The organism is Pontibacter sp. GD13 (genome assembly GCF_058216355.1).
Genome location: NZ_JBYZMQ010000001.1, coordinates 744555 through 765837, shown reverse-complemented (window position 1 = coordinate 765837; position 21283 = coordinate 744555). Strand labels below are relative to the sequence as shown.

Below are 21283 nucleotides of genomic sequence, written 5' to 3'. Positions count from 1 at the left end.
AAAATTATAGCAAAAACTGAAAAGTGCTAGTGCTTTGCGGTTGCAAACTTAACAAAAAAGAAATTCAGCTCCATTGGGGGAGATTTTTGGGAGGAAGGAAATTAGGTGCTAGTGTTTGTGCTGTAGTGGTTTGAGGGAGGGAAAGTGGCTCTTTGCTATACTTAGTAGTTGAGCTATACTTAGTAGCTGCCTTTTATCCTCAGTCTTACTTGCCTCTTGTTTCATTTCCTGCTTTGGTGCCCTCATGGCCGGGAGGCCTCGTCCTTGAGCATCGCGCTGTGTATCTGAAGCTGCCATCGGCTGCGCCTGCTGGCTGCCCTGCGGGCACCGCAACAGCTACAAGGCGCTCAACTCAAGGACTGGGATTAGTTCGATAGCAACTGCCTTTTTTGTGATAATATGGGACAAGCATGACTCCTTTGCTTTTTCAGATCAGTCCCTGCTCTTTCAGATTTGCAATCCGAAAGAGTGACCAAACCAGCGATCTGCTCTTTTGGATTTGCAATCTGAAAGTTTGCTACTACGAGGATCTGTAATCCGATCTTTCACCTGGCCAGTAGTTGAACTGGGGCTAAAAGTTAGAATTCGGATCGGAAGTCCAGGCAATAAGTGCTCGGGTTTTGCAAAACCCGAAGAATAACCAAGCCAGTGATTTGCGTTAAGTGCTCCCGGATTACAAACTCCGAAGAGCAACTTGCGCAGCGGTCAGTTTATACTTGTGTCTTGATCGTAGCTTTAGGCAATGAGCAGAGCGGGTTAATTTGATGTCGCTGAATTCATTCTAATCCTATAAATCCTCATTTCATCATCTAAATCCTGATTCAGACAAATTAAGGTTTTAAAAAGCCCCCTCTCCTGGAAAGGGGAGGGTTGGGGAGGGGTGGATTTTCTGCTCGGGAGTTAGCTGGCTAATGGATTTACCTCACCCCAGCCCTCTCCTTAAAAGGAGAGGGAGTTTTCGTACAATTGCGTACTTTATAAGGAGAGGGGGTTTTCGTGCAATTCCGTTCTATTAAAGGAAAGGTTGATGCTTACTGAAATGCTTTATCTGGGTTTAATGCGCGGCTTCTTTCGGGTAGCACACATAATACTTTTCTACTTTATTGCTCAACGCCCTGATGTTAGGTAGATCTGACGCTTCCGCGACATCTATGACGTAACCCGATTTGGTGAGCATGTCAATGGTCTGTCCCTCGGCGTCGTAGGCGTTGTTGCCTATTTTACCAGAGATCATCAGGTATTTCAGGTCCTCTTCAGAAACGTGGAATTTTTCCTGTACCAGTTCCTGGATGCCCAAAAGCAGTTCGGTATCGATGGGTTTGCTGGAGATTACCACCTTAAAGAGCCTGCGATTCAGGATGCTGTTGGCTAACAGCGACAGGATCTGGTCTGTGTGTGAGGCCCAGAGCTTGATGCCGCCCCATATGTCGTGGTCGTCGAGGCTTACGAAGCGCTCCAGGATGCTGCTGTCCTGCTGGAAATCCTGCATGGTGTGGTCAGAGGCCAGGAAGTATTTCAGGCAGGGGCTGGCCGGTACGTCAATACCCTGCTGCAGGAGCTGGCGCGCCCGCTGCACTACCCGCAGCACCATGTTCTCGGCGCTGATCACGGTTTTGTGCAGGTATACCTGCCAGTACATCAGCCGGCGGCTCACCAAAAAGTTTTCAATACTATAGATCGCCTTCTCCTCTACCACCAGCTTATCGTTGGCCACATCCAGCATTTTAATGATGCGGTCCGCGCCGATCTTGCCCTCGTACACACCGGTGTAAAAGCTGTCGCGGTTCAGGTAATCGAGGCGGTCTACGTCGAGTTGGCTTGAAACGAGCTGGTGGAAAAACTTACGGGCGTACTTTCCGGTAAATATATCTATAGCCAGGCTCAATCTGCCGTCGAAATGTTCGTTAAGCAGGTGCATGATGTGCAGCGAGAGGTGCTCGTGGTGCACATTTTTAAAAATAGCTGTTTCGAGGGCATGCGAAAAAGGACCGTGCCCGATGTCGTGCAGCAGGATGGCAATAAGGGAGGCTTCGAATTCTTTATCAGAAATTTCGTTATTTTTACTTTTTAGCGTGTTCAAAGCCGTATTCATCAGGTGCATGGCGCCAAGTGCATGATGGAAGCGCGTATGCAAAGCCCCCGGGTATACCATCTCTGTCAGGCCCAGTTGTTTAATGCGGCGCAGGCGCTGGAAATAGGGATGATCGATGATATCGAAAATAAGCTCGGTAGGAACGGTGATGAAGCCGTAAACAGGGTCGTTGAAGATCTTTTTCTTGTTCACTAGAACCGGAATTTAGGGTTTGATGGTAGAACTGATACTTTGTTATTCCCTTGTACGTGCAAGTGGGTTACCTGGCGCGAGCGTTTTAGCTCCTAAAGAGTTCGGGATCTGCGACTTGTGACTTGCTATAAATTGGACCTGTGGTCCAGTCGAGTCGGAGACTCGACACCACTTTTAGACACAAGTCTGCAGACTTGCGCCAGTAAGGTAAATTGTTTTTCGTCCCCCTTTGAAGGGGGTAGGGGGATGACAATCGTATCAAGAGACATTATATGTTTATAATATGTTTATAATAAAGGGTTATTATACTCTTATACTGAATCTAAGAAAATTGATCAGCAAGTGTAATCATCCCCCTACCCCCTTCAAAGGGGGACTTGATCTGTAGTGTAAGTAGCCATAATAATACCTTAAAACTAGCAACTAAAATTACCAAGGAGACATAAAACTATGCAAAGATATAATATTTTGTGGGCAGATGATGAGATCGATCTTCTGAAGCCACACATACTTTTTTTAGAGGACCGCGGCTACGACATCACGCCTGTGAACAGCGGCACCGATGCTATTGAGGAGTTTAAGGAAAAAACCTTTGACCTCGTTTTCCTGGATGAGAACATGCCCGGCATTAGTGGCCTGCAAACGCTGAACGAGCTGAAAACCATTCGTCCTTCGGTGCCCGTGATCATGATCACCAAGAGCGAGGAGGAGCATATCATGGAGGAGGCCATCGGCTCAAAGATATCAGACTACCTGATCAAGCCCCTGAACCCGAACCAGATCCTGCTTTCCGTTAAAAAAACGCTGGAGAACAAGCGCCTGGTATCCGAGAAGACCAACATGAGCTACCAGCGCGATTTCAGGCAGCTGGGCATGGCTTTTGGGGAGCGTCTGAGTCAGCAGGAGTGGGCGGACATCTATAAAAAGCTGGTTTTCTGGGAATTGGAGATAGATGAGACCGAGAACAAAAGTATGGCCGACGTGATCAACATGCAGAAGGACGAGGCCAACTCTAACTTTGCCAAGTTCGTGATGGACAATTACGAAGACTGGATAAATAAGGAAAGCGATGATGCCCCGCTCATGTCGCATCAGCTGTTTAAGGAGCGCGTGTTCCCGATCATGAAGGAAACCGAGCGGCCCGTATTCTTTTTGCTGATCGATAACCTGCGCTATGACCAATGGAAGGTGCTGGAGCCGCTGATATCGGAATACTTCACCGTAGATTCGGAAGAAATGTTCTATTCCATACTTCCTACCACCACGGCTTATGCCCGTAACGCCATTTTCTCGGGCATGCTGCCCACCGAAATTGCCAAAAAGTACCCGAACATGTGGGTGTACGATGATGAGGACGAAGGCAAGAACCTGCACGAGGCCGACTTCCTGGATATCCAGTTTCAGCAGAACAAGGTAACCGACAAGCACAGCTACCACAAAATCACCAACGTGCAGGCGGGGCGCGACCTGCTGAACAAGTTCAGTAACCTGGATAACAACAAGCTGAACGTGATCGTGTATAACTTCGTGGACATGCTCTCGCATGCCCGCACCGACAGCAACATGGTGCGCGAACTGGCCCCCGACGAATCGGCTTACCGCTCCATTACCAAGTCTTGGTTCCTGCACTCGCCGCTTTACGATACGCTGAAAGCGATCGCGGATAAAAAAGGGAAGCTGATCATTACCACCGACCACGGTACCATCCGGGTAAAAAGGCCGTTTAAGATCATTGGCGACAGGAACACGAACACCAACCTACGCTATAAGCACGGTAAAAACCTGGGTTACACCGATAAAGATGTGTTTACGGTACGCAAGCCCGAGCGATTTTTCTTGCCAAAGGCCAATGTTTCCACTACGTTTGTATTCGCGATAGAGGATTACTTTTTTGCCTATCCGAACAACTATAATTACTACGTGAACTACTACAAAGATACTTTCCAGCACGGAGGGCTGTCGTTGGAGGAGATGATCATACCATTTATCACGCTTACATCTAAAAATGCTTAGCACAGGAATAGAAAGAGCACAAATTACGATGTCGTCGTTGGCTGAACTGCCGGCGGCGGCTTCTGTGCTTTTAGAGGCGGCCCGCGAACCGGTCATACTTTTTGAAGGGCCCATGGGCGCAGGCAAAACAACCCTGATCAAAGAAGTATGCCGCCAGCTTGGGGTGGCAGACAATGTGAGCAGCCCTACTTTCGCGCTGGTAAACGAATACGAGGGGGCAGACAGGAAACTAATTTACCATTTTGATTTTTATAGGATAAATACCGAGCGCGAGGCCGTGGACATTGGGGCGCTGGAATATTTCGAGTCGGGCAAGCTGTGCCTGATAGAGTGGCCCTCCATGATCCCGAATTTGCTGCCTGAGCACTATTTGCTTGTTACCCTGCAGCCCGACGCCCAAGGCGAAGCGCGCACCATGACCATAAAAGAGGTTTAGAATGGCCGAAAGAATTACGATTGATCTAGGGAAACTGGCTACCAGTCCCGCGCTTTACCCCAAAGAGTCGATGATGGCCGTGGAGGAACGCCGCCGTAGTCTTTTTATCGGGATTCCCAAAGAGTCGTCGTTCCAGGAGAACCGCATTGGCCTGACGCCGGATGCCGTAAAACAGCTCACCGACCACGGGCACCGCATCCGCATCGAGGCCGGGGCCGGTAGTCCGTCCAAGTATTCCGACAACGAGTATTCAGAAGCAGGCGCCAAGATCGTGTATTCACCGGAGGAAGTATACGAGGCCGACATCATCCTGAAAATCGCACCTCCTACCTACGACGAAGTAGAATACCTGCGGCCGGGCCAGACACTTATTTCCGCGCTCCACTTCGCCAACCTGACAGCAGATTATATCAATGCCCTGGTCCGCAAAAAGATCAACGCCTTGTCGTTTGAGCTGCTGCGCGACAAATCGGAGGCTAAGCCTGTGGTAAGGGCCATGAGCGAAATTGCAGGCAGCACCGTAATGCTGATCGCGGCAGAGTACCTAAGCAGCAGCAGCGATGGCAAAGGGGTAATATTAGGTGGGATTACAGGTGTGCCGCCCAGCAAGGTGGTTATCCTTGGGGCAGGCACTGTGGCGGAGTATGCTGCCCGGGCCGCCCTGGGCCTGGGTGCCGAGGTGAAGGTGTTCGACAATCACATCTACAAGCTCCGCAGGCTAAAACATAACATCGGCTCCCAGATCTTTACCTCCACCCTCGACAAGGCCGTGCTTTACCCGGAGATCAAGCAGGCCGACGTGGTGATCGGCGCACTGGTTTCCGACGAAGGGCAGATGCCCTGTATGGTGGAGGAGGGCGTGGTGGCCCAGATGAACCCCGGCTCCATCATCATCGACGTATGCATAGACCAGGGGGGCTGCTTTGAGACCTCCGAGACCACCTCGCACTCACGCCCTATCTACCGCAAGTACGACATCATCCATTACTGCGTGCCCAACATCGCCTCCCGCGTGCCCCGCACCGCTACCCAGGCCCTGAGCAACATCTTCATGCCGATCTTCAACGAGTTCTCGAAGTATGGCGGCGTGAATGAGGTGCTGTTCATGAACGAGCATTACCGCAGCGGGGTGTACATCTACAAAGGCAGCCTGACCAATTCGCAAATAGCCCGGAAGTTTGGCATGCGCTACAAGGAGCTGGGGCTGATGATTGCGGTGCGGAACTGATTTCTGACCTTACAGGGTCTTTATGACCTATGAGTGTCTTGAATTCTTGTAATTGCCTTTTGCTATCTATACTAGAATTCTTTCATCCTCAGTCTTACTTGCTGTTTTGTATCATTTCTGACTTTGGTGCGCTCTAGCCCGCGAGGGCTCGTCCTCGGGCATCGCGCTGTACCGTCTTCCTTTGCTCGCTTGCGCTTTGCAATGCTGCTATCGCAGCACCGGAACCCGCTAAGGCGCTCAACCAAAGGACTGGGATTAGGTTTGATAGCCACAGACTTTGCTATGGACCAGCAAGTCCCCCTTTGAAGGGGGCAGGGGGATGATTACACCTGCGAGCAAGTCCAGTTTCTGTGACTTTTAAGTCTTGGTTCCCGAACTTGTATCGGGGGACGGAGTTGTTGGGCTCGCTGCAATTTTCAGCATCTTTCCTACCTCATAACCATCACCTAACCATCACCTAACCACCTATTTTTGCCTCCCACAGTGATTTTATTGTATCCGAACCTATTGTTCAAACATTTTTTAGTAATTTTGAAAAATGTATGCAGCAGGCTGTAGCCGGCGCAGCATTTTATCACCTTGATTAACATGAAACTAAAAGCTCAATACCTGCTGGGTATTATACTTCTGCTCTCCTCCTGTGCATCTCTTAAACCAAGGGACATAGTCTACTTTAGCAATCTTCCGCAAGAGCAGTTGCTTACCGAGCAGGTTGCCGACATAGGTGAGCCAGTGATCAAAACCGGGGACTTACTGACGATAACAGTGATGAGCCTGGATCAAAAGTCGAACATGCTCTTTAACCAGGGGGTGATCATGGTAGGCGAGGGGAGTAGTATGCAGAGGCAGAGTTCTGGTGACACAAATGAAGGGTACCTGGTAGATAAAGAAGGTTTTATTGAATTTCCGGTGCTGGGCAAAATAAAACTTGCTGGTCTCACCAAGGAGCAGGCCATGCAGCAGATAAAAGCAGAGTTGAATACATATGTTGAGAATCCCATCGTGAAAGTGCGGCAGGCAAACTTTCGGTTCACAGTGCTGGGAGAAGTGAGTAGTCCTTCCATTGTTACCGTGCCTACTGATAAAGAAAGCGTTACGATACTGGAAGCAATGGGGATGGTGGGCGATATGACCATTTATGGTAAAAGGGAAAATGTGCTGGTGATACGCCATGTAGATGGAGTGAGAACGATGGCACGACTTAACCTGAATAACAGGGAGGTGTTCAGCTCGCCCTATTTTTATCTAAAGCAAAACGATGTGGTTTATGTGGAGCCGGATAAGGCGAAGATAGCCGGAACAAGCTTAATCCGTAGGAATTGGGGGTTTGTAGTTGGGTTAGTCTCCACAGCCTTTTTTGTGTATTCTCTTTTTAAATAATATTTAACTCTCAGGAGAAAGTGTACATGACAGAGTTAGATTTTCAAGGCTCCGAGTCGGAATCAATTGATATAAAAGGCATCCTGCTAAAATATCAACGGTACTGGTACCTGTTTGTGTTGGGTGTTATGTTAAGCATGGCTGGTGCATACCTGTATTTGCGCTATGCAACACCACTTTATTTTGTGAGCAGTACCTTGCTGGTGAAGGATGACCAACAGGGTGCGAATGTGCTTTTCAGCGATCTGGCTTTGCTGCAGAACAGCAAGAGCATGGAGAATGAGATAATCGTGCTCAAGTCCAGCACTCTCATGCAGCGGGTGTTAAACGAACTATCGCTTAATACGAGGTATTTTGTTGACGGTCGGGTGAAGACCATCGAGCTGTACGGTGAAAACAGACCAGTGAAGGTAATTGTCAGTAGCCTGGATTCTGCAGCGCTAGGAAAGACGATAGTCCTACATATAAAGGATGCCAATACTTTTGAGCTTGAAGAGGAAACTGCTACTGAAGTATACCAGTTTGGCACGCAAATTAAAAAACCATACGGCAGTTTTACGGTGGTAACGGTGCCCGGTGTAAACGCAACGGGCAAAACAATCAGCGTTTTATTTCAGGATATCAGGAAAAGAGCTGATTACTACAACCAAAAGCTCACAATAGCTCCCTATAATAAAAGCGCCAGTGTGCTGGTGTTGAGTTTGGTAGATCCAGTGCCTAAAAAAGCGAAGGACATCATAAACAAACTGATAGAGGTTTATATAGAAGAAGGCGTAGAAGATAAAAAGAGGCTGGCAACCAGTACTATCCAATTTATCGATGAAAGGTTGAAATTCTTGACGGAAGAATTAACAGCCGTGGAGAAGGATGTAGAACAGTACAAAAAAGAAAATGAGCTGGTAGATGTTAGCACAGCTGCGGGCCTGGCTTTATCTAATACAGAAGCCTACCGTAAGCAGCTGGCCGATTTGGCCATTCAAATAGATGTATTAGAGTCAATTGAGGGCTATCTTAATAAAGAGCCCAGACAGTATGACCTGATACCTACCAGCCTTAGTATCAGCGACCCAACCTTAGGGGGGCTTATTGCAAACTTCAACCAATTGCAGCTAGAGCGGCAGCGCTTGCTACAAACAGCGAAGCCAGAGAGTCCGCTGGTGAAAAACATTGACGAGCAGTTGGCGAACCTGCAGAATAACATATTGGAGAACTTGCGCAATGTGCGCAAAGGCCTCGCTATTTCCCGCAGTAATTTGCAGGCAAGCGCTTCTCAGTTTAGATCAAAAGTACAGCAGGCACCTACCCTGGAACGCGAAATGCAGGTGATTGGCAGGCAGCAAGGCATCAAGTCAGAGCTTTATCTGTATCTGCTACAAAAGAGAGAAGAAGCCGCCATTTCGTTGGCCGCCACAGTATCCAACTCCCGTATGATCGATCCGGCTACCATAGCAGATGGCCCTGTTGAACCAAAACCTCAGATGATTTACCTGATTGCTTTACTTGTGGGCCTGGCTGTGCCATTCGCTGGCATTACAGTAGCCGACCTGTTAAACGACAAAGTGCAGCTTGTAAAAGATGTGGAGAAAAAAACAGCCGCTCCAATATTGGGCGAACTGAACCATAGCGACACATTTGAAGCAGTTATTGTTAAGAAGGACAGTAGATCTCCTGTAGCAGAACAGTTCCGCCTGATCAGGTCTAACCTGCAATTCGCTACCATAGGTAAAGAGAATAAAGTCATATTGATAACATCAAGTATGACCGGAGAAGGAAAAACCTTCTTTAGCATCAACTTAGCAGCCAGCCTGATGCTCACCGGTAAAAAGGTGGTTATCATTGGGTTCGATCTCCGGAAGCCAAAACTCACGCAAGGCCTAAGTCTTCCGAACGAAGTGGGTATCACGAATTACCTGATCTCTGACATGGTAGGTATCGAAGATATACTACAGAAAGTACCGGAACTTCCGAATTTATACGTGATCGGTGTCGGCCCAATCCCTCCGAATCCGGGTGAATTAATGATGCTTCCTAAAATTGGGGTTTTGATTGAGCAATTAAAAGAAGTGTTCGATCATGTGGTGATTGATACTGCCCCGGTAGGCCAGGTAGCTGATGCTTTTGCTTTAGCACCTTATATTGATTCCAGCATTTACCTGGTGCGCTACAATTATACCAGTAAATCGCAGCTGGCTATCATTGATGACATATACCGTAGCAAGAAGCTGAAGCACCCGATGATCGTGCTAAACGATGCTAAGAAAGAAAATAGCTACGGCTACGGCTACGGCTACGGGTACGGCTACGGAGATGATGAAAAGCAAGGTTGGCGGAAGAGCCTAAAAAAGCGTGTGAACGCATAAAGTATATTAAACATTGCCCTGCGTCAAGTTTACAACTTGGAGTAAAAATGAGGCCAGTTTTTAACTGGCGAAAAGGATGATACAGATAAACGCCAGTTACAAACTGGTACTATAATAAGCTCCAAGTTGTAAACTTGAAGCATAAATTACGAAACAGTTTAATTCCAAAAAGTAAATACCACATGTCATTAACAGCCGAAATAAAAGACGCAAAGATTGCCGTAATCGGACTAGGCTACGTCGGCCTTCCCCTTGCCGTTGAATTTGCTAAAAAGTATAAAACCTTCGGCTTCGACATCAACGCAAAGCGAGTCAGCGAGTTAAACGAAGGGCAGGACTTTACTCTGGAAGTGGACGAGCAGAGTTTGAAGGCAGTGCTGACAAACGACTGTACCACTTCGACTGGACTGTTCTGTACCAATGAGCTTCAAAAAATACAGGAGTGTAATTTTTTTATTATAACGGTTCCAACCCCTGTAGATAAGTATAACCGACCTGACTTAACCCCACTTTATAAAGCTAGTGAAACAGTGGGCAAGGTGCTAAAAGCAGGAGATATCGTAGTTTATGAATCTACTGTATATCCTGGGGTAACAGAGGAAGAGTGTGTGCCTGTTCTTGAAAAAATATCTGGATTAAAATTTAACAAAGATTTCTTTGCAGGCTACTCACCGGAGCGTATCAACCCAGGTGATAAGGAGCATACGGTAGCAAAAATTCTTAAAATTACCTCGGGATCTACCCCAGAAGCAGCTGAGAAAGTAGATCAGCTATATAATTCTGTGATAACTGCTGGTACACATAAAGCCACAAGTATAAAAGTAGCGGAGGCAGCCAAAGTAATCGAAAATGCACAGCGGGATATCAATATTGCCTTTGTAAATGAACTGGCTAAAATATTCAATCGACTGGGTATTGATACAGATGAAGTATTACAAGCGGCTGGGACCAAATGGAACTTCCTGAATTTTAAGCCCGGGCTGGTTGGAGGACATTGTATTGGAGTAGACCCGTACTACTTGGCCCAAAAAGCACAGGAAGTAGGTTACCATCCGGAAATTATACTTGCAGGACGCCGGTTGAATGACGGAATGGGTGAGTATGTAGCACATGAGGTAGTGAAACTGATGGTAAAGAAAGAGATTCCTGTAAAAGGATCAAAAATTCTGGTTCTGGGGATAACCTTCAAAGAGAACTGTCCTGATGTACGGAACACTAAAGTAGTAGATATCCTCTACACCCTTAAAGACTACAGTACCGACATCACTATATATGATCCATGGGCAAAGCCAGCAGAAGTCAAACATGAGTATGGCTGGAGCTCTGTAACAGAACTGGATTCTGAAAATACATTTGACGCCATCATCCTGGCCGTATCTCATAATGAGTTTAAAAAACTTAACCTAAAAAGTCTCTGCAAATCAAATGCAGTAATCTACGACGTAAAAGGAGTGCTCCCTAAAATACTCTCCGACGCACGTCTTTAGAAGTAAAAGAAAAAGCTCCCCTCCTTGGTTAAGGAGGGGTAGGGGTGGTTTGACCCTTCACCACAAAAACACTAAATTAACTATGTACAACACCCCCTATCATACCGAAGACCTCAGCCAGTTTAGCTTCCTCATTACCGGAGGTGCAGGTTTTATTGGCTCAAACATTGTAGAATACATGCTCAAGTATGGTGCAAAGAAGGTAAGAGTACTAGATAACTTTTCCACTGGCTCTCATGCAAATATCGAAGAATTCAAGATGAATTCTGCTTTTGAATTGCTGGAAGGCGACATACGCGATTTGGAAACCTGTAGAAAAGCATTAGAGGGAATTGACTTTGTTTCTCACCAAGCTGCACTAGGTTCGGTGCCGCGCTCTATAAATGACCCTGTTACCAGCAATGATGTAAACATCAGTGGCTTTTTAAATATGCTAGTCGCAGCCCGAGATGCAGGTGTAAAACGCATGGTTTATGCTGCCAGTTCCAGTACCTACGGCGATCATCCTGGCTTACCTAAAGTAGAAGATCAGATAGGAAATCCTTTGTCTCCTTATGCAGTAACAAAGTATGTGAATGAGCTTTATGCAAGCGTTTTTTCAAAGACTTACGATTTTCATACTGTTGGTCTGAGATACTTTAATGTGTTTGGCCCGAAGCAAAATCCTAAAGGGCCTTATGCTGCTGTCATTCCGCTATTTATTGAGGCTGCTATTAAAGGAGAGGTTCCTTTTATCAATGGAGATGGTGAAACAAGTCGTGATTTTACTTTTGTAGAGAATGCGGTACAGGCGAATATCAGATCTTTATTAGCAATTGGAATTGATAAGCATGAGGTGTTAAATATTGCTTTTGGAGAAAGAACCAAGCTCAACCAATTGTGGGGAAAAATAATAGAAATTGCGGGGATAGATCTGGCTCCTGAATATAAGGAGGAGCGAAAAGGTGATGTACGGCATAGCTTAGCTGATATTAGTAAAGCAAGCAAATTGATAGGGTATAACCCTCAATATTCTGTTTTGGATGGCCTCGCACTGGCATTTAGATGGTATAAGGATAATTCCATGGCAATATATTTGGGTAAGTAGTTTTTTAAGCGAAAAGCGTCCATAATGAAGGGAATCATACTTGCCGGCGGTTCCGGCACCAGGCTTCACCCGCTGACGCTGGCGGTGAGCAAGCAGCTCATGCCGGTCTACGACAAGCCGATGATCTACTACCCGCTCTCCACGCTGATGCTGGCCGGCATACGCGAGATCCTCATCATCTCCACGCCCCACGACTTGCCCATGTTCGAGCGTTTGCTTGGCGACGGGAGCCAGATCGGCTGCGCGCTCAGCTACAAGATGCAGGAGGTGCCCAACGGGCTGGCGCAGGCCTTCGTGATCGGGGAGGAGTTCATCGGGGATGACAAGGTGGCCCTGATCCTTGGCGACAACATCTTCTACGGTTCGGGGATGGGAAACTTGCTGCGGGCCAACAACGAACCTGATGGTGGTGTTGTATTTGCCTACCACGTGCAAGACCCGGAGCGTTATGGTGTGGTGGAATTCGACGGGGATAGGAGAGTAGTGTCGATTGAGGAAAAGCCTAAATATCCCAGATCCAGTTATGCCGTACCAGGGCTCTACTTGTACGACAATGAGGTGGTGGAGATCGCTAAGGCCCTGGAGCCAAGCCCGAGAGGGGAATACGAGATCACGGACGTGAACCGCGAGTACTTCAGAAGGGGCAAGCTGAAAGTAGGCATCCTGGACCGTGGCACGGCCTGGCTCGACACGGGCACCATCCAGTCGCTGATGCAGGCGGCCACGTTTGTGCAGGTGATAGAGGAGCGGCAGGGGCTCAAGATCGGCTGCATTGAAGAGGTGGCTTACCGCATGGGCTATATCACAGCCGAGCAATTGCAGCGCATAGCAGAGCCTCTCAGAAAGAGCGGCTACGGCGATTACCTTATTGGACTGCTTAAGGAAACGAAAGCTAAAGTAAATTCATAGGTTCAGCTGTTATAAAACCAGATATAGCTGCAACCATAGTTGTCTTTCGACTTCTAAATAATAGAAAACACATTTTCATGAACCCTTACATTTACATTTTTGGTACTATTGTTTTCACCGTGTATGGCCAGATAATTCTTAAATGGCGACTAAACCGATTAGGCAGTTTACCTGAGACAGTAGTAAATAAACTGCTGTTTTTATCAAAAGCTCTATTTGATCCTTTTATTTTTTCAGGTTTTGCTTCAGCTTTTGTCGCCTCATTGTTTTGGATGGCAGCGATGACAAAATTTGAGATTACAAAAGCATATCCATTTATGAGTTTAGCACCTGCTCTTGTATTAGTTATAGGTGTAGTTTTTCTAAATGAGCATTTTACAGTTGGTAAAGTTGTTGGATTAGCTTTTATAATTTTAGGTACCATAATAACTGTCAAAGGTTAAACATAGGGTGCTGTAAAACCTTTAAGAAGTTTCTCTCATCATCACTCAAACTTGAACATGTTTTTATGAAACAACCATATAGAAGTCTATTGAGAGGTAAAAAATTGGCTGTCATAGGAGGAAGCTACCTGCAGTTACCTCTTATTCTAAAAGCAAAAGAACTGGATGTCTCAACCTACTGTTTTTCGTGGTTAGAAGGTGCAGTTTGTAAAAACTATTGCGACTTCTTTTTTCCAATTTCAATCTTAGAGAAAGAAGCGATTCTAAAAGAATGTATGAAAGCTGGTATAGATGGTATTATAACAATAGCGTCAGATGCTGCTGTACCTACAGTAAACTACGTTGCATCTGAAATGGGGTTAATTGGTAATCCTAGTGCTAACAGTGAACAATATGTGAACAAGTATAGAATGCGGTTAGTTTTATCAAAGGCAAACATTAGAATGCCAAAATACAAGGAAATAACCAGCAGCGCTTCGCTGTGTCATAAAGAGATAGTAAAAGATGCAGATTTTAAATTTCCGTTGATTGTTAAGCCAGTAGATAGATCTGGAAGCAGGGGAGTCTTCAAAATTGACACTTCATCTCAACTAGATCCTATGATATTGCGAGCTGCTAATGAATCTTTTAGTAAAAAAGTTATTGTAGAGGAATACATAGAAGGAAGAGAGTTCAGTGTAGAAGCAATTAGCTGGAAGGGTAAACATAAAATCCTTGCAATAACTGAGAAAGAAACCACAGGAGCACCTTTTTTTGTAGAGCTAGCTCATCACCAGCCGGCGTTTTTATCGGAGTTAGAGGTTGCTGCAATTAGTGATTTTACCCAAGACTCTTTATCTGCGCTTGAGTTTTTTAATGGTGCGTCACATACCGAAGTAAAGATTACAAATGAAGGAGATGTGTTTCTTATTGAAATTGGAGCAAGAATGGGTGGAGACTTCATAGGATCTGACTTAGTGCAACTATCTACTGGGTATGACTTCTTAGGAGGGGTAATAGAAATTGCATTGGGTCATTTTACAGAGCCTAAGATTGAGGCTCAGAGCTTCTCTGGTGTATATTTCCTATCAGAAGAAACCAAGAAAATAAATCATATTATTGAAGAATCTCACCTGTATAAGTGGGTTGTTAAGTCAGAACGAACAGATAAAAATTTGAGATCAATTACTAACAGTGCCGACAGGTCTGGTTATTTTATTTATCAGTCAGACTACAAAATTGAGTTGTAGAAAACAAATAAAGACATCTTACTTTACGATGAGAGTAGCAATCTATGGGGCAGGTGAGCTTGGCTTACAGTTATTGAATTTTTTTTTACGAGAAAGTATTGATATTGCTGGATTTTTTGATGACACGAAGAAGAAAGGTGAGCTTGTTAGTGAGGATTATGAGATAATTGGAGGGATTGATGACTTACAGCAGTTGTACTTACAAGAGGCATTTCAGTCTATAGCTTTAGCTATTGGATATAAGCATTTAGAGGAAAAGTATAAGTTGCTAAAGCAAATAAAGCACGTAAGAATTCCTACTTTTACATATATACATCCTTCAGCTATTGTTGACCCAACTGCTAAAATTGAACAGGGAGTTACTGTTTTTCCTGGATGCATTCTTGATAAAAACACAATTTTATGTTCAGGTACATTGTTAAACAATGGCTGTATTATTTCTCATGATAGTGTGGTTGGGAACTGTTCTTTTTTAGCACCTGGTGTTGTAGTGTCAGGTTTCACAAAAATAGGTGCACGGTGCTTTTTAGGTAGCGGAACGGTTGCCGTTGATAACATTTCCCTTGCAGATGATTCTATGTTCGGAGCAGGTTCTTTGATTACAAAGAGCGTGCTAGAAAGAGGTAGGTATGTAGGAGCGCCAATAAGAAAAATTAAGTAATGCTTTCTTTATCAGTTATAATTCCAGTTTATAGAGCAGTTGCTACCCTAGAGCAGTTAGTTATTTCTATTAGCGATATACAATCCATTAGAGTAAATGAAATAATCTTTGTATATGATTGTGGTAAAAGAGAGTCATGGGAAGAGATAGAGAGGCTCGTTGAAAAATACGCAAATGTAAAAGGTATTCGCCTTTCAAGAAATTTTGGACAACATAATGCAACTATTTGTGGGTTTGAATACGCTACAGGAGAATACATCGTAACTATGGATGAGGATTTACAGCACGATCCAGTTTCAATCGACAAACTCTTGGATGAACAAGTAAAAACAGGGGCAGATGTAGTTTATGGAATTTATGATGAAAGGAAACATTCAAATTTTAGAAACATTACAAGCGGAATTTTAAATAAAATGCTTGAATTAGGTATTCCTGACCTACATCGAAACTACAGTTCATTCAGACTTTTAAAATCAGGTTTGGCAAAAGAGACTTTAGGTATGAGGAACTCTTACACATTTTTAGATGGATATTTAACCTGGATAACGACTAATGTAACTTCAGTGAAAATACCTCATTCTGAAAGCCAAGCTGGCGTAAGCTCATATACCCTGATAAAGCTCATAGAACACTCAGTTAATATATTTGTTACCTTTTCTAATTTACCAATAAGGGTACTAACTTTCAGTTCGATAGCTTTTTTTCTATTTAGCTTTATGTATGGTATTTACATCATTACAAATACCATGCTTTTCGACAATTATGCAGCTGGTTTCCCTACTCTGGCTGCTTTACTCGGCTTTGGTTTTGGATTTGTGCTACTCGGACTCGGAATTGTGGGAGAATATATTCAGAAAATAAACTTAAAAACAACGAATCGTCCAAATTATTCTATAGCTAAAGTTATATGAAAATACCTTTCAATAAACCTTTTCTTACAGGTAAGGAAACAACATACATAGAGGACGCAGTAAAAACGGGCAAAATATCTGGGAATGGGAAATATACGCAGCTTTGCCACCAATTCTTTCAGGAACGCTATGGTTTTCACAAATGTCTGTTAACTACCTCTTGTACTGATGCACTAGAAATGGCTGCTATCCTTTTAGATATAGAGCCAGGTGATGAAGTGATATTGCCTTCTTACACTTTTGTAAGTACAGCAAATGCTTTTGTGCTGCGGGGTGCTAAGTTAGTTTTTGCAGATTCCAGAGCAGATCACCCGGGCATCGATGAGAGTTCTATAGAAGCTCTGATAACTGAAAAGACAAAAGCTATTGTCGTTGTACATTATGCTGGTGTTGCCTGTGACATGGATGTGGTGATGGATGTTGCTGAAAGGCACGGAGTTTTTGTAGTAGAAGATGCTGCGCAGGCCATAGATTCCTATTACAAAGGAAAGGCACTTGGTGGTATAGGTCATTTGGCAGCATTTTCCTTCCATGAAACCAAAAATATTATCAGTGGTGAGGGGGGGATGTTAGTAATAAATGATGAACGCTTCGCTAATCGCGCCGAGATCATCTGGGAAAAGGGCACTAACAGATCTGCCTTTTTCAGAGGAGAAGTGGATAAGTATGGGTGGGTAGATGTAGGATCCTCTTTCTTGCCATCGGAGGTGATTTCAGCTTTTCTATATGCACAGTTAGAAAGCCTTGATGAGATACAAGCTAAGCGAAAAATGCTCTGGGATGCATATTTTAATTTATTAGGTGATAAAGATCTTGGTGCTTATAGACTTCCTTATATACCTGATTATGCGACGAATAATGCGCATATGTTTTATTTAGTTGCTGATAATGCAGATGCACGCGATGTCTTCATTTCAAGTTTAAAAACTGCTGGCATACACTCTGTTTTTCATTATCTATCTTTGCACAGTAGCCCATTCTATGGAAGTAAGCATGATGGCAGAATATTACCAAATACTGATCGATTCACGGACTCTTTGATAAGAATGCCACTTTACCATGATCTTAGCGTAGATGAAGTTGGGCTTATTGTTGGAACGATATGAAAAGAAAATATTTAGCTTTTCTCCTTTTATTTTTAGTAATATCGGGCTTTTCTATTTTTCAGGTTTACCCTATGTGGGATGATTGGACAATCAACAGAATGCCCTATGAAGTAATTAAGAGCCAATTTATTGGAAATGGGTTACATCCCTTTGGTATAAGTCATCTCCACCTATTTGTCAATTATCTTACGCCAAATATTTTAGGAGTTAGGCTATTAAACTGGTTGCTATTTTTAGTAACAGGTTACTTATTCTATAGAATACTGAAGAATTACGACCTTCCTCAAGAATTACCTTTCTTAGCTTTTAGTTTATTTATTCTTAGTCCCTTATATTCAATAAAGACTTTTCAAATAGTCCTACCATATAATCTGTGTTTATTGCTGTTCTGTATAGCATGTAATTTATACTTAACTAATAAAAAGTTGTTGGCAGCAGTTTTCTTTTTCATTTCTTTCATAACAAATTCATTATTATTTTTCTTTTATCCTGTATTCATCTTATTAAAAAAGTTCCGGTTTAAAAAAGAGGACCTTGTATTTTTCGCCTTACCCGTTGTGTTTTTTTTCTTGAAGAGCCTTATCTCTAAACCTACTGGTTTGTATGAAACTGTTGGTTACAATAAAATAAATATTGTAGGCTTACTTATTGATGGACCAGTTAATGTATTACGAACCTTGGCATTATTCCCAAAGGTCTTAATTACCTATTGGTTGCAAAATGACTTTTGGAATTTTATTCTACTCATACCGATTTTAATTGTTTCTATTTTTTTTGTTAAATCTCTTTCACTAAAAAGCTTGAGCACTGATGTTGCAAATGGGAGTTCTAAGAATCTAAAATATTTATTCATAGCATCATTTATTCTTATATTAAGCGCAATTTATCCTTATGCGGTTGTAAATAAACTGCCAACAGGTTTGTTTTATGAGTCTCGGCATCAACTTCTATTAGGAATTGGTGTTTCTTTGTTCCTCTCTGCTGTTTATATAGTATCACGTAAGAAAAGAATCCTTCTTTCCAACGTTTTTCTAACCTGTGTAGTGGCTGCTTTTGTGTGGACAAACCTCTTATTCCAAAAGGATTTGTTGATTAATAGTCAAAACCAAATTGCTCTTTTTAAGGAACTTGCGAAGCATAAGGATAATAGAAGTAAACTTGTTTTCTTAAAGCAAAAGCAAGTTTATTCAAATGGTTTAAATAGTTGGTCTTTTTATGAGTATGGTGGATATCTGATGCATAAAAATTTATTGAGAAATAAAATTTTAGTAACACCACATACATCAGAGTTAATTGAAAAGCACGGATTCAAGCATTTGTTAAGAAGAAACTATAACATAGATCAATTTGACTCTTTAAATTATGAGATTGATACCATAACCTATGTAATAGAAAGACCACCAATTTACAAAGTACAGCTTTTGAACAAAGATTATTTAGATGAGAATAATCTATTAGTCAGTTTTTGCAAGTAAAATTTGAAAAAAGCTAATAGCCAAGTTAAAATGGATATTGGAGGATGCTTCCTCTAACATCCATGAAGTACAAAATTAATATAATGGAAATTAGAAATAAAAAAGTTTTAGTAACAGGAGCAGATGGTTTTATTGGGAGCCATTTGGTAGAACGGCTATTAGAAGAAGGATGTCAGGTAAGAGCTTTTACATATTATAATTCTTTTAATAGCTGGGGCTGGTTAGATAACTTCCCAAAAGAAAAACTTTCACAAATAGAAATTTTTTCTGGTGATATCCGGGATCCGAATGGCGTGCGTACTGCCATGAAAGGCATAGATGTGGTGTTTCACTTGGCGGCACTGATTGCTATTCCTTTCAGCTACCATTCTCCAGATAGCTACATTGATACCAATGTAAAGGGTACTTTAAATATTGTTCAGGCAGCTAAGGACTTAGGGGTAGAGAGGGTATTAGTAACATCTACTTCAGAAGTGTATGGTACAGCACAATATATTCCGATAGATGAGAAGCACCCACGTCAGCCACAATCACCTTATTCAGCTTCAAAGATCGGTGCAGACTGCATAGCAGATTCCTTTTACAGGAGTTTCAACTTGCCACTCACTATAGTGCGTCCATTTAATACGTATGGTCCTCGCCAGTCTGCCAGAGCTGTCATTCCTACTATTATCTCACAGTTACTGCAGGGTAAAACCGAAATCAAATTAGGAGATCTTACTCCCACGCGCGATTTGCTTTTTGTAAAGGACACAGCCAATGGGTTTGTTGAAATTGCTAAATCTGATAGCCTTATAGGAGAAGACTGTAACATAGCCACAGAGTCTGAAATTACAGTTGGAGATCTGGCACAAAGCCTGATCAACCAAATTAATCCTAAAGCTAAAATTATTCATGATGATGTTCGTTTAAGGCCGGTGAAGAGCGAGGTATTCCGTTTATATGGCGCTAACAGTAAAATCAAAAGCCATACAAATTGGGTGATGAATTATACCTTAGAGCAGGGGCTTGCGGAAACAATTGAGTGGTTCCGAAACAAAGAGAACTTGCGAGAATACAAGGCGGATATATACAATATCTAGAATTAAGATTAATCTATTTTAAGCACTTATTTATGGGGCAGACTACTAAGTACAGCCACATCATAGACCACATAAAATCTCTCTTCCCAAATCAGGATTTTATTCCCTTACATGAGCCCCGGTTCAGTGGTAATGAAAAGAAGTATGTAGCAGATGCCATAGACTCAACTTTTGTATCATCAGTAGGCGCCTATGTGAACCGCTTCGAAGAGATGATGCAGGATATTACAGGAGCTAAATATGCTATTGCTACTGTAAATGGCACTGCAGCATTGCATATGGCACTCATTGTTGCTGGCGTAAAGCAGGGGGATGAGGTGCTATCACAGGATCTTACTTTCATTGCTACTGCCAATGCCATCAGTTACATAGGTGCAAAGCCTGTTTTCCTGGATGTTGATAGGGAAACGCTTGGTTTAAGTGCTGAGAAACTGGTAGCATTTTTACAGGAGTTTGGTCAAAAAACAGATAGTGCGACTTTTAACAGCAAAACCGGTAACCGGATTGCTGCTTGTGTGCCGATGCATAGCTTTGGCTTACCTTGTGAAATAGATCGCATTGCTGCCATTTGCCAGGAGTGGAATATACCACTGGTTGAAGATGCAGCGGAATCTTTAGGAAGCTATTATAAAGGGAAGCATACAGGCAATTTTGGGTTGTTAGGAACTTTCAGCTTTAATGGTAATAAGACAGTAACCTGTGGGGGAGGCGGTGCAATCGTGACAAATGATGAGCGTATTGCAAAGCTAGCGAAGCACCTTACCACACAGGCTAAAACACCTCATGCCTGGGAGTTTAACCACGATTATATAGGGTACAACTACCGAATGCCGAACCTCAATGCTGCCTTAGCATGCGCACAATTGGAGCAATTAAGTGCATTTGTGGAAAATAAGCGTGAATTGGCTGAAAATTACAAAAACTTCTTTAAGGGAGTAGAAGGTATCGAATTTGTAACTGAAGGTAAGGACGCGAAAGCAAATTACTGGCTGAATGCACTTCTGCTAAAAGACAAAGCAGAACGTGATATTTTTTTAGCTGAAGTAAATAATAACGGGGTGATGACCCGTCCAGTATGGACTTTAATGCATAAGCTGCCAATGTTCCAGGACTGCTTAAGGACTGACTTAAAAGTAAGCCAGTGGGTAGAGGAGAGACTCGTTAATATACCAAGTAGCGTCAGAATATAAAG

At 43.3% G+C, this 21283-nt stretch carries 17 protein-coding genes; 16 read left to right on the top strand and 1 reads right to left on the bottom strand.

The window, feature by feature from the left end; translation table 11 throughout:
- Window positions 1-1054 precede the first annotated feature (1054 nt).
- On the bottom strand, window positions 1055-2284 hold the full coding sequence (locus AC4BAN_RS03095) for an HD domain-containing protein (RefSeq protein WP_490562894.1): 1230 nt from the start codon (window positions 2282-2284) through the stop codon (window positions 1055-1057).
- 450 nt (window positions 2285-2734) lie between these two features.
- On the opposite strand from AC4BAN_RS03095, the gene porX reads away from it, so the two are divergent.
- The 16 genes from porX (at window position 2735) to AC4BAN_RS03015 (ending at window position 21281) form a co-directional block, all read left to right on the top strand.
- On the top strand, window positions 2735-4297 hold the full coding sequence (porX, locus tag AC4BAN_RS03090; RefSeq protein ID WP_490562893.1) for a T9SS response regulator signal transducer PorX: 1563 nt from the start codon (window positions 2735-2737) through the stop codon (window positions 4295-4297).
- The gene (tsaE, locus tag AC4BAN_RS03085; protein ID WP_490562892.1) at window positions 4290-4733 is read left to right on the top strand and encodes a tRNA (adenosine(37)-N6)-threonylcarbamoyltransferase complex ATPase subunit type 1 TsaE; all 444 of its coding nucleotides are present in this window, start codon (window positions 4290-4292) and stop codon (window positions 4731-4733) included. Before porX ends, tsaE begins: the two co-directional genes overlap by 8 nt.
- A 1-nt stretch (window position 4734) precedes the next feature.
- Window positions 4735-5961 carry an alanine dehydrogenase gene (locus AC4BAN_RS03080; RefSeq protein WP_490562891.1) on the top strand — a complete coding sequence of 409 codons (1227 nt, stop codon included), beginning with the start codon at window positions 4735-4737 and terminating at the stop codon, window positions 5959-5961.
- Between the two features lie 588 nt (window positions 5962-6549).
- A complete protein-coding gene (locus tag AC4BAN_RS03075; RefSeq protein WP_490562890.1) occupies window positions 6550-7341 on the top strand; it encodes a polysaccharide biosynthesis/export family protein in 792 nt (263 codons plus the stop codon).
- Between the two features lie 26 nt (window positions 7342-7367).
- Entirely contained in the window at window positions 7368-9701 is a 2334-nt protein-coding gene (locus tag AC4BAN_RS03070; RefSeq protein WP_490562889.1) for a GumC family protein, read from the top strand.
- 182 nt (window positions 9702-9883) lie between these two features.
- On the top strand, window positions 9884-11188 hold the full coding sequence (gene tviB, locus AC4BAN_RS03065) for a Vi polysaccharide biosynthesis UDP-N-acetylglucosamine C-6 dehydrogenase TviB (protein WP_490562888.1): 1305 nt from the start codon (window positions 9884-9886) through the stop codon (window positions 11186-11188).
- An 82-nt stretch (window positions 11189-11270) separates the two neighbouring features.
- Window positions 11271-12275 carry an SDR family oxidoreductase gene (locus AC4BAN_RS03060; protein ID WP_490562887.1) on the top strand — a complete coding sequence of 335 codons (1005 nt, stop codon included), beginning with the start codon at window positions 11271-11273 and terminating at the stop codon, window positions 12273-12275.
- Window positions 12276-12299: 24 nt separating this feature from the next.
- Window positions 12300-13184 carry a glucose-1-phosphate thymidylyltransferase RfbA gene (rfbA, locus tag AC4BAN_RS03055; RefSeq protein ID WP_490562886.1) on the top strand — a complete coding sequence of 295 codons (885 nt, stop codon included), beginning with the start codon at window positions 12300-12302 and terminating at the stop codon, window positions 13182-13184.
- 77 nt (window positions 13185-13261) lie between these two features.
- Window positions 13262-13627 (top strand): EamA family transporter, encoded by a 366-nt coding sequence (locus AC4BAN_RS03050; RefSeq protein ID WP_490562885.1) that lies wholly within the window; start codon window positions 13262-13264, stop codon window positions 13625-13627.
- A 65-nt stretch (window positions 13628-13692) separates the two neighbouring features.
- Complete coding sequence (locus tag AC4BAN_RS03045; protein ID WP_490562884.1) at window positions 13693-14856, top strand: ATP-grasp domain-containing protein; 1164 nt, start codon at window positions 13693-13695, stop codon at window positions 14854-14856.
- Between the two features lie 28 nt (window positions 14857-14884).
- A complete protein-coding gene (locus tag AC4BAN_RS03040; RefSeq protein WP_490562883.1) occupies window positions 14885-15517 on the top strand; it encodes an LbetaH domain-containing protein in 633 nt (210 codons plus the stop codon).
- Window positions 15517-16428 carry a glycosyltransferase family 2 protein gene (locus AC4BAN_RS03035; RefSeq protein WP_490562882.1) on the top strand — a complete coding sequence of 304 codons (912 nt, stop codon included), beginning with the start codon at window positions 15517-15519 and terminating at the stop codon, window positions 16426-16428. Before AC4BAN_RS03040 ends, AC4BAN_RS03035 begins: the two co-directional genes overlap by 1 nt.
- A complete protein-coding gene (gene rffA / locus AC4BAN_RS03030; RefSeq protein WP_490562881.1) occupies window positions 16425-17534 on the top strand; it encodes a dTDP-4-amino-4,6-dideoxygalactose transaminase in 1110 nt (369 codons plus the stop codon). The genes AC4BAN_RS03035 and rffA overlap by 4 nt, the downstream gene beginning before the upstream one ends.
- Entirely contained in the window at window positions 17531-19009 is a 1479-nt protein-coding gene (locus tag AC4BAN_RS03025; protein ID WP_490562880.1) for a hypothetical protein, read from the top strand. The genes rffA and AC4BAN_RS03025 overlap by 4 nt, the downstream gene beginning before the upstream one ends.
- 62 nt (window positions 19010-19071) lie before the next feature.
- Window positions 19072-20091, top strand: coding sequence for an NAD-dependent 4,6-dehydratase LegB (locus AC4BAN_RS03020; RefSeq protein ID WP_490562879.1), 1020 nt, complete (start codon window positions 19072-19074; stop codon window positions 20089-20091).
- 32 nt (window positions 20092-20123) lie between these two features.
- On the top strand, window positions 20124-21281 hold the full coding sequence (locus AC4BAN_RS03015; RefSeq protein ID WP_490562878.1) for a LegC family aminotransferase: 1158 nt from the start codon (window positions 20124-20126) through the stop codon (window positions 21279-21281).
- Window positions 21282-21283: the final 2 nt, after the last annotated feature.